This window comes from Mesorhizobium subarcticum (assembly GCF_055456085.1).
Window position 1 is genome coordinate 370,394 of the sequence record NZ_JBVBEG010000002.1, and the last position, 13,401, is coordinate 383,794.

The following is a 13,401-nucleotide window of genomic DNA, read 5'->3' on the forward strand; positions in this document are numbered from 1 at the left end:
AGAGCTGTCATGCCCCAGTCAAGTTACCGAAAAGTTTGCGACACATCCCGATAGCGTGGCGATCAGGCTGATAAAGTGGTGGTCGCGCCGAAACCGCAATTCGGACAACAGCTGGGGGCAATCTGCGGCCGGACCGCCAGCGTGATAGTGTCGCGTTCTTCGAGCACAGCCTGGTTGTCTGCGGCAACCCCCACATTCGGATAGCGCGAAGCGAGTTTGCCGCGATCTCTTCGCTGGAAGGCGACAACAAGATCGATACCGGATCGCCCTTGATGGGATTTCAGCCGATAACAATGGCGAAGTAAGCGCATGGCTGCCGACGAAGCCAAGTTTGATTGGGTACCCCACGAGCGTTGCTTCTCCGGATGGTCCGGGGATCACCATGGCCCCTGCTCCAGTCTGATCCCGTAATTAAGCGACCGCTTCGCCCCCGGTGCGACCAGCATCAGGCCCGGCTTATCGATGAAGTTGCCATCGAAGTCCACAGGGCTTGCTATGCCATGCCAGGGTTCGATGCACAGGAACGGGGCGCCGCCCGGCTTTGACCAGATGCCCAGTTCTGAAAATCCCTGCCATGATACTTCGATCGCCGGACCACGCTCGGCCGCGTAGCGCACGCTGGTGCTTGCGGGACGATCCAGGATGACGGCGTCGTCATCGAACAGCCGTTCGGATAGTGCAAGCGTCCTGCCTTCGATGGGCGTCGGCCGCGGTGCTGCGAGCAGGAGGCCATCGCTAAGGCGAGGAACTGGCGCCGGCTCATCATCGGCAAATGTCAGGTGGTAGGCCTCCTTAGGTAACTCCGACAGCAACGGCCAATTGAACGCCGGGTGCGCGCCGATTGAGGCCGGCAACAGCTCGTCGCCTGTGTTGGTGACCTCGAAGGTCACCCCGAGTTGCTGGCGTTCCAGTGTGTAAGTCACGGCCAGGCGAAACGCGAAGGGGTAGTGCGCGCGGCTGTCGGCGTCGTCGGTAAGAACCAGCGTGCAGGATCGAGGTCCCCTGTCCGCCCACACAAAAGGCTTGTCGCGCGCGAAGCCGTGCTGCTTCATCGTATAGGTCTGGCCGCGGTGACGCAGTTGATCGCCCTTCAGCCGGCCGACAATCGGAAACAGCAACGGAGAATGGCGCCGCCAGGCCGGACCGGCCTGCCAGAGGAACTCAAATCCTTGCGCATCCTGCAGCGACACCAGTTCGGCCCCCTGGCCGACTATAACAGCCGAGATGCCGTCGCCATGAAGGGTTTGACTGTCTTGTGGCACATATCCTCGCGGGCCGCTGTTGAAGGCCGGTGCTGTGGCAGACTAGCAAAAGCTCTTGGCGACGCAAGGTGTGGCCGGGTTTTGCGAGAACAAATTGTGGCCGGAGGATCTCTCCGGTTACCTCGCTATCGCCGCACAACGGACAGTCGCTGCTCACGCTCGCCAGTGAAATTCAGCAGCAACTGGCAGATGTTGATGAAGTGACGAGCGTCTGTTCCACTCCGACCAATCGGTTGAGTTATTCTCCAGAGTGCGAACTTTGATCAATCGCAGCCGGTGACGTGTCTGCTATGAACAGGAATTGGCGAAATCCGCCTCGTCCTGTTGCCCCAGTTTGCCGTAGCGAAGCGGGCCGCCTTCGAGAAGCGTTGTTCGTCCACCAGCCGCCCGCAGCACGGCATCGCCGGCCGCAGTATCCCATTCCATAGTACGACCGAAGCGCGGATAAAGATCAGCCGCTCCGCTCGCCAAAAGGCAGAACTTCAACGAAGAGCCAACAGAGACGATCTCCGCGCCCGGGAACCTGGCGATGAATTCGTCGGTCTCGGGCGTGCGGTGGGGGCGGCTCGCGACGATGGTAAGCCGCTTGGCTGCCCTTCGTACGGATATCTTGCGGCGGGCCGCCGGCTGGAAATCCGGCGCAATTGATACCTCGGTCGCTTCGCCCGGACGGCCGGAGTACAACACACCCTTTGCCGGAGCATAAACTACGCCTAATTCCGGAACGCCTTGGCGGACAAGCGCGATATTCACCGTGAAGTCGCTGTTGCGGTTGATGAATTCCTTGGTGCCGTCGAGCGGATCGATCAGCAGGATCGCATCGCCTTCGAGCACCGGCACCACGCCGGCGGCGATTTCCTCTTCCGCCACACAAGTTACGCCGGCCAGCGCCTCGCGCAGCCCTTCAAGGATCACCCGCTCAGCCGCACGGTCCGCCTCGGTCACCGACGAGGCATCCGCCTGGATGTGTCGCAAACTTTTCGGTAACTTGACTGGGTAGCGTCCCTCTATCCAAGATCGCAACTGACCTGTTGGCTTGGCCGCCATGTCTTCACTCCATAGGAAGAATGCCACATTCGGATTGGGGGATATAATTTGATGCATGATCCTGTATCAAGTAGCGCCTGATGATCATTATTCTACATCAAGGCCGTTGACGGCGGCGGCATGTCAAGGTAGATACATCATCCTGATCGTTCGGCCCATTTGATCTAGGATTATGTATCATGGCCTACCAGAGCGAAAGCCTGATAACGCAAACACGCGAGGTCCGCGAGGCCTCCGGTCTTAGTCAGCGCGCCCTCAGTAAGCGCGCCGGGCTGACGCAGAGCCATATCTCCCAAATCGAGAGCGGCAAGATGGAGCCTGGGTTGTCGAGTTTCATCGACATAACCCGCGCGCTCGATCTTGAGCTCATGCTCGTGCCGAAGAAGCTGGTGCCCGCGGTACTAGGCCTGATCAAGGCGCAGGCAACGCCCGACATGTATATTCATGCCGGTCAGCGCAACGACAAGCGCTTCGCCCGCGCCGAACGGCTGGTCAAGAAAATGAAGGAACTCTACGGAAGCTCGGTTGACCTCGATCGGGTCGAAGATACGCTGCGTTTCCTGCGGCGAATGACTCTCACCGATCAGGAGATGCAGCTCGTGCGCGAACTGATCGCTCGGCTAGAGCGCTATCAGGCGAGCGACCAAGCGGCGCCCGTCATCCGTGACATCGCGCAGAACCTGCAGCGCTTACGTAATTCGATCGCCCATGGCGGTTCAGTCGAACCGAGGCCAGCCTATTCGCTCGACGAAGGTGACGACGATGCCTGACGTCTCGGTTCTCGATGTGCGGCTCTACGGTGAGCCCATTGGCACGCTAACCCATTTGCAGGGCGACCGGACGATCTTTGCCTTCAACGAAGACTATGTCGAAAACCCGGATCGGCCAACCCTGAGCCTTTCGTTCAAAGACGATCTGGGTGGCCTCATTACCAAAATTCGCCCGACACAGCGGGTTGTGCCGCCATTCTTCTCGAACCTGCTACCTGAGGGAGGGCTGCGGCGTTATCTCGCCGAGCGGGCTGGGGTCAATCAGCAACGTGAATTCTTCCTGCTCTGGGTGCTTGGCCTGGATCTGCCGGGAGCGCTGTCTATTCATCCCGCAGCCGGTGACGCCCTTCCACCTGGCGCCGACGAGGATTTGCCGGAGAATGCCAAACCTAATGCGCTGCGCTTTTCGCTCGCTGGTGTGCAACTCAAGTTCTCCGCGTTCCAGAACGCCGGAAAGGGCGGAGGCCTGACCATTCCCGCCGAAGGAGTCGGTGGTTCCTGGATCGTGAAGCTTCCGTCTCAGCAGTTCGCCGGCGTTCCGGAGAACGAATTCTCGATGATGACGATCGCCGGAATGATCGGCATGGAGGTACCGATCATCAACCTGATCGATCTCGATGCGATCGCCGGCATTCCAGACGGCCTTGGCGAACTAAAGGGACAGGCGCTCGCTGTCAGCCGCTTCGACCGGACCGGTGACGGTCCCGTCCACACCGAGGATTTCGCGCAGGTTTTCGGTGTCTTTCCGGACAACAAGTACAAGCGTGCGAGCTACGCAAACATCGCACGCGTCATTGGCACAGAAGCGGGCGATGCCGGCGCCGCTGAGTTTATCCGGCGCCTCGTATTCAGTGCGCTGATCGGAAATGGCGACATGCACCTCAAGAACTGGTCGCTGATCTATCCGGACCGACGAACGGCTGCGCTCTCGCCAGCCTACGACCTGGTGTCGACCGTTCCTTATATGGAGGGCGAGGATACGGCCGCCCTCAATTTCTCGCGAACAAAGAAGATGGCCGAACTCGACGCTGATGAGCTTCGGCATGTGGCGGCGAAGGCGTTGCTGCCGGAAAAGCTTGTCATCGACACCGCCGCCGAAACCGTCCAGCGATTTCGGCAAGCGTGGGAGGCTGAGAAGAGGAATCTCCCCCTCACCGCCACCGTCGTGAAGGTGATCGACGCACACGCTCCAACCGTGCCGCTCTATAGCGAACTGGCGTTGGGGCACGGATCTTTTATTGGTGCGGGCTTAGGCAAGCGGTCACCGCAATAGCCTTTGTAGCGTAGCCATGCCTTTCAAACACAATACCAGCCGACGCCATCGTATTGAGAAGATGAAGTTCAGGGTGACGAACTGGCCAGAATATGAGGCAGGACTTCGTCATCGCGGCAGTTTGACCCTGTGGGTGACGCCGGAAGCCCTGTCCAGGTGGCAAGCGCCACGACGCAAGACACGTGGCGGCCAGCACCGCTATTCTGATCTGGCGATCGAGACCACCTTGACGCTGGGCCTTGTGTTTGGCCTGCGGCTGCGCCAGGCAGAAGGCTTGCTGGAATCGGTGCTGCAACTGATGGGGCTGGCGCTCGCTGTCCCCGATCATACCACCCTGAGCCGTCGGGCGCGGACATGGCAATCGCCCAACAAACGGCATGATCGCCAGGTTCCGCCGGAGGGACCAGTGCATGTTCTTGTCGACAGCACCGGCCTGCAGGTCTACGGCGCGGGTCAGTGGCTGGAGGAGAAGCACGGCGCCAGATCCCGTCGCAGTTGGCGCAAGCTGCATCTGGCACTGGATGCCGACAGCGGCGAGATCATTGCCCATACCCTGACTGATCAGGACACTGGCGATGTCTCTCAAGTTGAGCCACTACTCGACCAGATTGGCGGTCCGATCGGACAGTTTACTGCTGACGGCGCTATGACGGAAAACCGACTTACGACGCAGTCATCGATCATAGCGCTGCCACCGCAATCGTCATTCCGCCTCGCGTCAACGCGGTCGAACCATTCGACGATAGACCTGCCGGCCAAAGGGGACCAGCATATCGCCGCAATCGGCAGAGACGGCCGGATGAAATGGCAGGTCTCCAACGGGTATGGCAAACGCTCGCTGGTCGAGACCGCCATAGGGCGATACAAGTCCACCATCGGGCGGCGTTTGCGGGCACGGTCGCTTCCCGTTCAGAAGACCGAAGTCGCCATCGGCTGCGCCGTCCTCAACCGCATGCTTGCCTGCGCACGCCCGAAATCCGCCCGCCGCAAGGCGGCCACGGCATAGTCTGCCGCTTCAAAGATCGACATCCGCTCAAGTCCGGACCCATGCACCAACGCCAGGAGCGACCCATCTGGGGTGCATGGCCCATGCCAGACGTCGCTTCGTCGATGCACTGAAGACCAGAAAGAAAGGCGGCGGCCCGCCGGAGCAGGCGCTGAAGTTCTTCGAACAGCTCTACCGGATTGAAAGCCAGACGCGCAACGAAAAGCCGGACAAGGGCGAAACGCGACATCAACGCATCCGCCGTTTCCGCCAGCAACACAGCGTCCCCATCATGAACGCTCTCAAGGCATGGCTCGACGACATAGCCCCGAAGGTCCTGCCCGACAGCAAGATCGGCGACGCCGTGTCCTACACCCTGAACCAGTGGGAGTACCTGACGCGCTACACCGAAGACGGCAGGATGCCGATCGACAACAACCTGCTTGAGCGCGACATCAGGATTTTTGCCACTGGAAGAAAGAGTTGGCTGTTCAGCGACACTGTGGACGGAGCCAGGGCCAGTGCCGTCGTCTACAGCCTCATGCTGACATGCCGAGCTTGCGGCATCGAGCCCTTGGCCTATTTGCGCCACGTCCTCACGGAATTGCCGCAGCGCGCGGACAATGCCGACATCACCGATCTCTTGCCATTCAACTTCGCCAAAACCGCCGCTACTTGATCCGATGCAACTGGCCGACAGCGACCCCGGTCAAACGGGCCGCGTCAACGCGCATGGAAATGAGCGCTTACGCCGTTTGACAAGCACCGCTATTCTGATCTGGCGATCGAGACCACCTTGACGCTGGGCCTTGTGTTTGGCCTGCGGCTGCGCCAGGCAGAAGGCTTGCTGGAATCGGTGCTGCAACTGATGGGGCTGGCGCTCGCTGTCCCCGATCATACCACCCTGAGCCGTCGGGCGCGGAAATGGCAATCGCCCAACAAACGGCATGATCGCCAGGTTGCGCCGGAGGGACCAATGCATGTTCTTGTCGACAGCACCGGCCTGCAGGTCTACGGCGCGGGTCAGTGGCTGGAGGAGAAGCACGGCGCCAGATCCCGTCGCAGTTGGCGCAAGCTGCATCTGGCACTGGATGCCGACAGCGGCGAGATCATTGCCCATACCCTGACTGATCAGGACACTGGCGATGTCTCTCAAGTTGAGCCACACCAATAAAAGATCCGTGTACCAACGCCGTGTTCAGGCAGAAATTCCACTTATAACCCCTGTCCAAATTTCCCGATCCAGCTCTGCCTCCTGCATCATTATCTCTCGCATCCAGATGCTTGCCGGATCGCTATTGTGGAGAGCCGGCCACTGGGCGGCTTCGGTGAAACCGGGAAGCGGCAGCGGAAGTTCGACAACCTGAAGGGGAAACGTGTTTTCGAAATGCCTGACCAGCCGGAGGGGCACGGTCGCTATACGAGCTGTGCCGGACACCATGGGCGGGATCATGCTGAAGCCCTGCACGACGACTTCGACACGTCTTTTAAGACCATGCTCAAGCAAGAACCCTTCCTCGATGGAGGGCTTCAGCAAACGTCCGAACCTGACGCAGACGTGCCTCATCGACATGTATCTCTCGAATGTAAGGTGCCGTGGCAGCTGCTTGTTCGTGGGACAGCCTACGCATACGAGCCTCTCGTGGAAAAGCGCCACTCTTGGATGCGCGTTCGACATGAACACATCCGGAGTGATCAAAAAATCGACCTCACCACGCCGGAGGACCTCATCGGGGCTGCCGTCGAGAGGCATCAATTCGAAGCTGACGGCGGGGGCTTCCCGGGCAACACGCTCCACGACCTTTTCAAAAAACACGAGCGCGGCGAAATCGGAAATAATGATCCTGAAGCGGCGATCGGATCGAGCAGGGTCAAACGGATCCGACGAAATAAACGAGGACTGGATGTTTTGGAGAGTCTCGCGGACTGCGGGGCCAAGTGCTGCCGCACGTGGTGTCAGAATACGTTCTCGGCCGCTCATGCTGAACAGTTCATCGCCGAAAAAATCGCGCAGCCGGGCGACGGCCGCACTCATGGCCGGCTGACTGAGGTTGATGCGGCGTGCCGCCGCCGAGAGATTGCGCTCGGCCAGCAGGGCGTCGAGCACGACGAGAAGGTTCAGATCAAGTCCTTTGAAACGCATGCCTGCGGCTATCCATAGAGGGTCGGCATTCCTGGCGTGCCTCAGGCTACCGGTCATCGACCGCGTGGCCGACCATTAGTTTAGCACTTTCTAATGGCGTTGGTGCACGGATCTTTTATTGGTGTGGGTGGCATCGTAAACTTAACTGGTTTTCCAGAAAGATGTGGGATTTAGCGGCATGACCAAACCTGCCCGTGATCCTCTCTATCGTCGCCATCGATTTCCTGCAGAAGTGATTGCCCATGCGGTGTGGCTCTATTTCCGTTTTCCGCTCAGTCTGCGCATGGTCGAGGATATGCTGGCAGCGCGTGGCATCATCGTCTCTCACCAGACCGTGAGGCTCTGGGCGGAGAAGTTTGGCAGACACTTTGCCAATGATATCCGGAGGCGAACGGCCGGCAAGCTCGGTGACAAATGGCACTTCGATGAGGTTGTGATCACGATCGCCGGCAAGAAACACTTGCAATGGCGTGCCGTCGATCAGGATGGTTTCATCCTTGACGTCCTGGTCCAGAACCGCCGGAGTGCCAGGGCTGCAAAGCGGTTGATGAGAAAACTCCTGAGAGGACAAGGCCGTTCGCCCCGTGTGATGATCACCGACAAGCTCCGGTCCTATGGCGCCGCAAAATGCGACATCATGCCCAGCGTCGAACATCGCTCGCACAAAGGCCTGAACAATCGGGCGGAAAACTCCCATCAGCCGATCCGAAGGCGTGAGAGGATAAGCGCTTCAAGTCAGCCAGGCAGCTTCAACGCTTTGTTTCCATCCACGACCCGATCGCCAACCTCTTTCACATTCCCCGCCACGACATCTCATCCACCCATCATCGCGAGCTGCGAGCAATAGCCATGGAAACATGGCGCCAGATCGCACGCCTTCATGCCGCCTGAACCAAAGGCAGAACTCCAAATCGTGCCTTCGCAGCGTTAAGTTTACGATGCCGGAGCCGGTGCTTTCGGCAAAAGGTGTCGCTGAGTTGGATAGGCAAAGGCACTGACAGTGTTACTTTGATTGAACCAGCTGCTCGCGCAGTACGAATGCGATGGTGTCGAGAGCGAGGTGGGTGGCCGTCAGCACGCCTGCCATTTCGATGAAGCCGTGGACCATGCCGGGGAAATTCCGGCGTATGACCGCCACGCCGGCTTTTTCTAATCGATCTGCGTAAAGCACTCCCTCGTCGTGCAGTACGTCACTGCTCCCCGTTATAACCAGAGTTGTCGCCACATTTTCTACAGACTCGACCACCAGCGGCGACACTCGCCAATCCTGCGCAGCCGTCTTGTCGGGTAAGAAACTTTCCCGGAAATATTCCATTATGGGACGTGTCAGAGGCGGAACTTCAGCATAGGCGATCCGCGATGGATACGACCATGCGCTGTCTCTGTTGTCGGTGGCCGGATAAATCAAAATCTGGCAGCGTAGAGGGATACCGGCATCTCTTGCCGCGAGGGCCGCGACTGCCGTCAGGCTACCGCCTGCGCTGTCACCGCCCACAGCCAGACGACCGGCATCGACGCCGATCTCCGTGGCATGATCGACAATCCAGATCAAGGCCGAGATAACGTCTTCCGCAGCGGCGGGAGCTGGATGCTCGGGAGCCAAGCGATACTCGACTGATATCACCGCGCAGCTGGCACGATGCGCAATCTGACGGCATACGCGGTCATGCGACTCGATGCTGCCTATGACCCATCCACCGCCGTGGATGTAGATCAATGCCGGTGCGGCATCCTCGGGTACACCATCAGGACGGTACAGACGAAGCGGAATTGCGCCCGCAGGTCCTTCCGCGGCGAAGTCCGCGACCTGGTTTATCGCGACCACCGGTCCGCCCAATACTGCGCTCTGATCGCAATATCGCTGCCGCGCGTCAGCCACGCTAAGCTGATCCATCGACGGGGCGGGTTGTTCGTTTATTTTCGCGAAGAGATTTTTCACTTCAGGATCGATATACATCGAAAATAGACCTCGTCTGTTTCTCGCCCATTTCTTGAGAAGTGATATGATTACAGGCTTTAAGCATTGCAACGGCGACATTGTTGATGCGGTCGTCCGTGGCCATGAAATATGACTGCACGTGGGCGAGATCGAACCTGGCGCATGCGGAAGCAGCGACAGTCTCGTGATCGGCAGGGTGCGAAGTCGCCAGATCAGCCGCGGCGCGCAGCATAGCCGTCGGGAAGATCCGCCGGCGCGCAGTCGATTACGGTCTCGTCGCGCTCGCCCCGATCCTCGATGAATGTAATAGGAGCAAACTCGTCGATCACAAGCTTGGGATAGTGGGGCCCGGTATCTCGATAGGTTAGCATGGCGTCCAAGTGATCATTCTGGAAACAAATGGTTTTTTCCGGGGCTTGAGCTACCCATCGCGGAAAAAAAATAATTCCGTGTAGCTGTCTCTCCGCGAAATTGATTGCCACGCTCACAGTGGTGCCGGTGGGCTCGTCCCACGAAATTTTGCAGACATCATCACTCAACCGGATGATATGCGCTTCTTGATCCCGGACCCACCGCCCACCGACCATGCCACTGTGGATACGGTAGTCGATGGTACGAGAGTCCTTGAGATACATTTCGTACTGCCAGCCATTCTCGTAGGTATAGATGAAGTGCTTGCCGATGAAGCCCTTCAACTGCTCCGGTTTGGTTGATCCAAATGGATCATTCATTATGCGCTCCTTGATTGCGGTAGCAATTCGTGACTGCCATAGCTTCACATAGGGGCGCGAATGGGGAAGGGCCAATACTTTGATTTGCTGGATCGATACCAATTCGCTATAGATCACCACCATGGAACTTCGTCATCTCCGTTACTTCGTTGCCGTTGCCGATGAAGGCAGCTTCACTCGCGCAGCAAGTCGCCTCAACACGGTTCAACCGTCACTCAGCCGTCAAATTCGCGACCTGGAGGAGCATGTCGGCGCGCGACTCCTCGAGCGAACCAGTCGTCGGATATCGTTGACGGCGGCCGGGGTCATTCTTCTTGCTGAGGCTCGATTGTTGCTAGAGCATTCCGAAATGGCCTTAGAGCGCGTCCGGCAGGCGGCCAAGGCAAATGCGCACTCACTGTCGCTAGGCTTTGTCCCTGGCGTCGAAATCGAGGAACTCCCACGCGTCATGGGTGCTGTCGGCGGCAGCCTCGGCAGTGGCGAGATTGTACTGCGGAGCCTACCATCCCCATTGCTCATCTCGGCCCTTCGTGAAAGGCGCGTTGATGCCGGCTTCATTCGGCCATCCAAGCAATCTCAGGGTTTGATGGCGAAAATCATTCGTCGGGAGCGGCTCATCGTCGCACTGCCTGTCAACCACCCACTCGCCGCTGAAGCTTCCTTGAACATTCGACAGCTGGTCGGGGCACCAATGATCGGTGTGTCCGCCAGCGATGCGCCGGTACTTTTCGATATTATTCAAACATATGCAGCTCGGCACGGCGTCGAGTTCACTTCAGCTTATGAGTCCGAGAACTTGGTAATGGCCTTATCGCTCATCAGTACAGCGGGCGGCATATGTCTGTTGCCGCAACGGTCCACATTGCTGTTTCCGAAAGGAGTCGTCGCGGTTGAACTTGACGGCGACGCACCGACTATCGAACTGGCACTGGCATGGCATCACGAAAACACATCTCCCGCCTTATCAGCATTTCTGCAACACTTCGCATGAGGCTTTCCGAGACACCGAATAACCAACGCGGCCATCTCATAGTCAGTATCCATCCGAGGTGGGCCGCAGGATTTTTGCGGTCGCGCGTGGTACCATTGCGGAAGGTGGTGTCACATTGATTGAGGGGTAAGGAAATTGAGGTAGCAGCGCACCCATAACCGTGAGTGCACCGACCTACAAGAACCACCGCTATCCGATCGAAATCGTGGCCCGTGCTGTCTGGCTCTACTTCCGTTTCAATCTGAGCTTGCGCGATGTCGAGGAAATGCTGCTCGATCGCGGGATCGTCGTTTCCTACGAGACCATCCGCCGATGGTGCCGAAAGCACGGCCCTGATTATGCGCGCCGCATACGCCGCAAGTCGCCGACGTCTGGCACCTGGATGAAGTCGCGGTGCGCATCAACGGTCAGAAATGCTGGTTGTGGAGAGCGGTTGATCAGGACGGATATGTGCTCGACGAGATTGTCCAGACGCGTCGCAACACCAAGGCCGCCAGGCGCCTGCTGACGCGACTTCTGAAGAAGCAGGGTCTGCCGCCAAAGCGTATGATCACCGACAAACTGCGCTCCTACGGGGCGGCCCAACGCCAGGTCATGCCGAACGTGGAACACCGCTCGCATAAAGGCTTGAACTTCATCTGCCGTTCCGAAAACGGGAACGAACGCGACAGGGTTTCCGGTCGGTCGGCTCATTGCAGCATTTCGTGTCGATCTTCTCCGCCGTCCGAAATCTCTTCGTCCCATCCCAGACCAACCGCTCCGCAGCACAAATTCGAACCCATCGACGCCAGGCAATGGCCGCGTGGGAAGCCGTGAGTGCACGGCCTGCCTGAAAAGCGCGGTATCGGCCTCACGCGACCACATTTCAAACAACGTGACAACGCCCCGAAGAGAAACAGGGCCTAGCGCTTTTCATGGAAAAGGGCTGCTCGTCTTGCCATTCCGGTACCAACATTGGAGGGGAAGGGTATTACACATTCGGCCTTGTTGAGAAGCCTAGCGCCGACGTTCTGCAGGAGAACGACAAGGGCCGATTTGACACCAATGCAGCCGACGATTCTTCCGTGTGGCGCCGCTGCGCAACGTAGCAATCACCGCGCCATACTTTCATTCGGGCAAGGTTTGGGACCTGAGACGGGCCGTCGCCATCATGGCGACCACCCAGCTTGGCGAAGAATTGACGGAAAACCAATTCGACCTGCTCGTTGCCTTCCTTAATTCGCTGACCGGAAAGCTGCCGGAGATTGCCTATCCCATCTTACCCGCTGAAACGGTGACAACACCCCGACCTCAATCGCAGATCTTGGGAAAATAGACAATCGCGTTGGGGCCAGTGAGCATTCCCTTCACCGGGGTCGGTCATCGACTGGGCGAATTGCCACCAGCGCACCGTCGTCGGATTGGCCCGCGATACGTCGCCGAATATGATGGCGGCGCACGTAGCGGGAACGATAGTCATCGAGCAGGCGGCGGTAGAAGCGCTTGCGATAGGTGATGTCGAGGCCGAGCGTGGGTTCGTCGAGCACCAGCAGCTTGGCGTCGATGGCCATCACCGCGGCAAGGTGGAGCTGGGCTATCATGCCTTTACTCAGGTGCTTGATCTTGGCTTCCATCTTGACGTCGGTGCCTTCGAGGAAGCCGCGGGCCTTGGCCTGATCAAACCTGGGATGAATGTTGGAGATGAGCGCGAAGAGCTCGCGGACCCGGAGGAAGCGCGGCAGGCTGGCGACATCGGAGATGAAGGCGACGTTCTCCATCAGCGCGGCGCGTTTCTGGTACGGATCCTCGCCGAGGACGCGAACGGTGCCTTCGTAGGAAGTGAGGCCGAGGAGCGCATTCAGCGTCGTGGTCTTCTGCGCCGTTATGACCGACCAAGCCATAGATGCGGCCGGCGGGGATATCGAAATCGAGCCCATGCAGGATCTCGGTCTTGCCGAAATGTTTGCGCAGCCCGCGGGCGGAGACAATGGGGGCGAGAGCAGTATCACTCATGTGCTTGGCTTTCCTTCAACAGCTTGCGGGATCGATTCCGAGGGCCTTGATCTGGGCGATTATGCGCGCCAGTCCTCGGCTAAAAATTTGCGCCGCTCGTGGGCGAGCAGCTTTTCGCGCGCCCCGTCGGCAACATACATGCCCATGCCGCGGCGGCTTTCGACCACCCCGATATCGACGAGGCCTTCGAAGGCCTTGGTCACAGTGCGGCCGGCTGCGCTCCGGCGAGGCGATGCGTGTACAGGGTACAGGGCACGCCGCGGCGAGC

The 13,401-nt window shown here is 58.9% G+C and carries 11 protein-coding genes and 5 pseudogenes; 9 read left to right on the forward strand and 7 right to left on the reverse strand.

All coding sequences use genetic code 11. The features are described from left to right. Positions 1-377: 377 nt before the first annotated feature. Together ACZYHG_RS33650 and cysQ are read right to left on the reverse strand one after the other, a co-directional pair. Positions 378-1,262: an aldose 1-epimerase family protein gene (locus ACZYHG_RS33650; RefSeq protein ID WP_258580677.1), complete on the reverse strand. Its 885-nt coding sequence runs from the start codon at positions 1,260-1,262 to the stop codon at positions 378-380. Positions 1,263-1,550: 288 nt separating this feature from the next. Next, the gene (gene cysQ / locus ACZYHG_RS33655; RefSeq protein WP_318036873.1) at positions 1,551-2,309 is read right to left on the reverse strand and encodes a 3'(2'),5'-bisphosphate nucleotidase CysQ; all 759 of its coding nucleotides are present in this window, start codon (positions 2,307-2,309) and stop codon (positions 1,551-1,553) included. A gap of 179 nt (positions 2,310-2,488) precedes the next feature. Between cysQ and ACZYHG_RS33660 the strand changes: the two genes are divergently transcribed. The 5 genes and pseudogenes from ACZYHG_RS33660 to ACZYHG_RS33680 all read left to right on the forward strand — a co-directional run. After that, entirely contained in the window at positions 2,489-3,079 is a 591-nt protein-coding gene (locus ACZYHG_RS33660) for a helix-turn-helix domain-containing protein (protein WP_258580678.1), read from the forward strand. Further along, positions 3,072-4,352: a type II toxin-antitoxin system HipA family toxin gene (locus ACZYHG_RS33665; protein WP_464615295.1), complete on the forward strand. Its 1,281-nt coding sequence runs from the start codon at positions 3,072-3,074 to the stop codon at positions 4,350-4,352. The genes ACZYHG_RS33660 and ACZYHG_RS33665 overlap by 8 nt, the downstream gene beginning before the upstream one ends. 61 nt (positions 4,353-4,413) lie before the next feature. Further along, positions 4,414-5,358, forward strand: a complete 945-nt coding sequence (locus ACZYHG_RS33670) for an IS5 family transposase (RefSeq protein WP_464615296.1) — start codon at positions 4,414-4,416, stop codon at positions 5,356-5,358. A gap of 55 nt (positions 5,359-5,413) precedes the next feature. Then, a pseudogene (gene tnpC / locus ACZYHG_RS33675) lies at positions 5,414-6,016 on the forward strand (IS66 family transposase); the annotation flags it as partial. Between the two features lie 87 nt (positions 6,017-6,103). Further along, positions 6,104-6,502: pseudogene (locus ACZYHG_RS33680) on the forward strand (transposase); the annotation flags it as partial. Positions 6,503-6,535: 33 nt separating this feature from the next. Here the strand turns inward: ACZYHG_RS33680 and ACZYHG_RS33685 are convergent. Then, positions 6,536-7,480, reverse strand: coding sequence for a LysR family transcriptional regulator (locus ACZYHG_RS33685; RefSeq protein ID WP_258580681.1), 945 nt, complete (start codon positions 7,478-7,480; stop codon positions 6,536-6,538). 178 nt (positions 7,481-7,658) lie between these two features. Here ACZYHG_RS33685 and ACZYHG_RS33690 point away from each other — a divergent pair. Next, positions 7,659-8,371: pseudogene (locus ACZYHG_RS33690) on the forward strand (IS6 family transposase). A 112-nt stretch (positions 8,372-8,483) separates the two neighbouring features. Here ACZYHG_RS33690 and ACZYHG_RS33695 read toward each other — a convergent pair. Both ACZYHG_RS33695 and ACZYHG_RS33700 read right to left on the reverse strand, forming a co-directional pair. Next, positions 8,484-9,437: an alpha/beta hydrolase gene (locus tag ACZYHG_RS33695; protein WP_464615297.1), complete on the reverse strand. Its 954-nt coding sequence runs from the start codon at positions 9,435-9,437 to the stop codon at positions 8,484-8,486. A 194-nt stretch (positions 9,438-9,631) separates the two neighbouring features. Further along, a complete protein-coding gene (locus ACZYHG_RS33700) occupies positions 9,632-10,150 on the reverse strand; it encodes a phenolic acid decarboxylase (protein WP_318036885.1) in 519 nt (172 codons plus the stop codon). A 121-nt stretch (positions 10,151-10,271) separates the two neighbouring features. Between ACZYHG_RS33700 and ACZYHG_RS33705 the strand changes: the two genes are divergently transcribed. From ACZYHG_RS33705 to ACZYHG_RS33715, 3 genes and pseudogenes are all read left to right on the forward strand, one after another. Then, entirely contained in the window at positions 10,272-11,141 is an 870-nt protein-coding gene (locus ACZYHG_RS33705; protein WP_258580683.1) for a LysR substrate-binding domain-containing protein, read from the forward strand. A 154-nt stretch (positions 11,142-11,295) separates the two neighbouring features. Further along, positions 11,296-11,974, forward strand: a pseudogene (locus tag ACZYHG_RS33710) (IS6 family transposase). A gap of 54 nt (positions 11,975-12,028) precedes the next feature. Then, positions 12,029-12,456: pseudogene (locus tag ACZYHG_RS33715) on the forward strand (cytochrome-c peroxidase); the annotation flags it as partial. 31 nt (positions 12,457-12,487) lie between these two features. Here ACZYHG_RS33715 and ACZYHG_RS33720 read toward each other — a convergent pair. Then, complete coding sequence (locus ACZYHG_RS33720) at positions 12,488-13,057, reverse strand: ATP-binding cassette domain-containing protein (RefSeq protein WP_416361676.1); 570 nt, start codon at positions 13,055-13,057, stop codon at positions 12,488-12,490. Positions 13,058-13,192: 135 nt separating this feature from the next. Next, a complete protein-coding gene (locus ACZYHG_RS33725) occupies positions 13,193-13,336 on the reverse strand; it encodes a GntR family transcriptional regulator (RefSeq protein WP_258580684.1) in 144 nt (47 codons plus the stop codon). Positions 13,337-13,401: the final 65 nt, after the last annotated feature.

Excerpts from the sequence above, each read along its gene's own strand:
- cysQ (WP_318036873.1), bottom strand. The coding sequence starts at position 2,309 with ATGGCGGCCAAGCCAACAGGTCAGTTGCGATCTTGGATAGAGGGACGC.
- ACZYHG_RS33660 (WP_258580678.1), top strand. The coding sequence starts at position 2,489 with ATGGCCTACCAGAGCGAAAGCCTGATAACGCAAACACGCGAGGTCCGC.
- ACZYHG_RS33665 (WP_464615295.1), top strand. The coding sequence starts at position 3,072 with ATGCCTGACGTCTCGGTTCTCGATGTGCGGCTCTACGGTGAGCCCATT.
- ACZYHG_RS33670 (WP_464615296.1), top strand. The coding sequence starts at position 4,414 with ATGAAGTTCAGGGTGACGAACTGGCCAGAATATGAGGCAGGACTTCGT.
- ACZYHG_RS33685 (WP_258580681.1), bottom strand. The coding sequence starts at position 7,480 with ATGCGTTTCAAAGGACTTGATCTGAACCTTCTCGTCGTGCTCGACGCC.
- ACZYHG_RS33695 (WP_464615297.1), bottom strand. The coding sequence starts at position 9,437 with ATGTATATCGATCCTGAAGTGAAAAATCTCTTCGCGAAAATAAACGAA.
- ACZYHG_RS33700 (WP_318036885.1), bottom strand. The coding sequence starts at position 10,150 with ATGAATGATCCATTTGGATCAACCAAACCGGAGCAGTTGAAGGGCTTC.
- ACZYHG_RS33705 (WP_258580683.1), top strand. The coding sequence starts at position 10,272 with ATGGAACTTCGTCATCTCCGTTACTTCGTTGCCGTTGCCGATGAAGGC.
- ACZYHG_RS33720 (WP_416361676.1), bottom strand. The coding sequence starts at position 13,057 with ATGGGCTCGATTTCGATATCCCCGCCGGCCGCATCTATGGCTTGGTCG.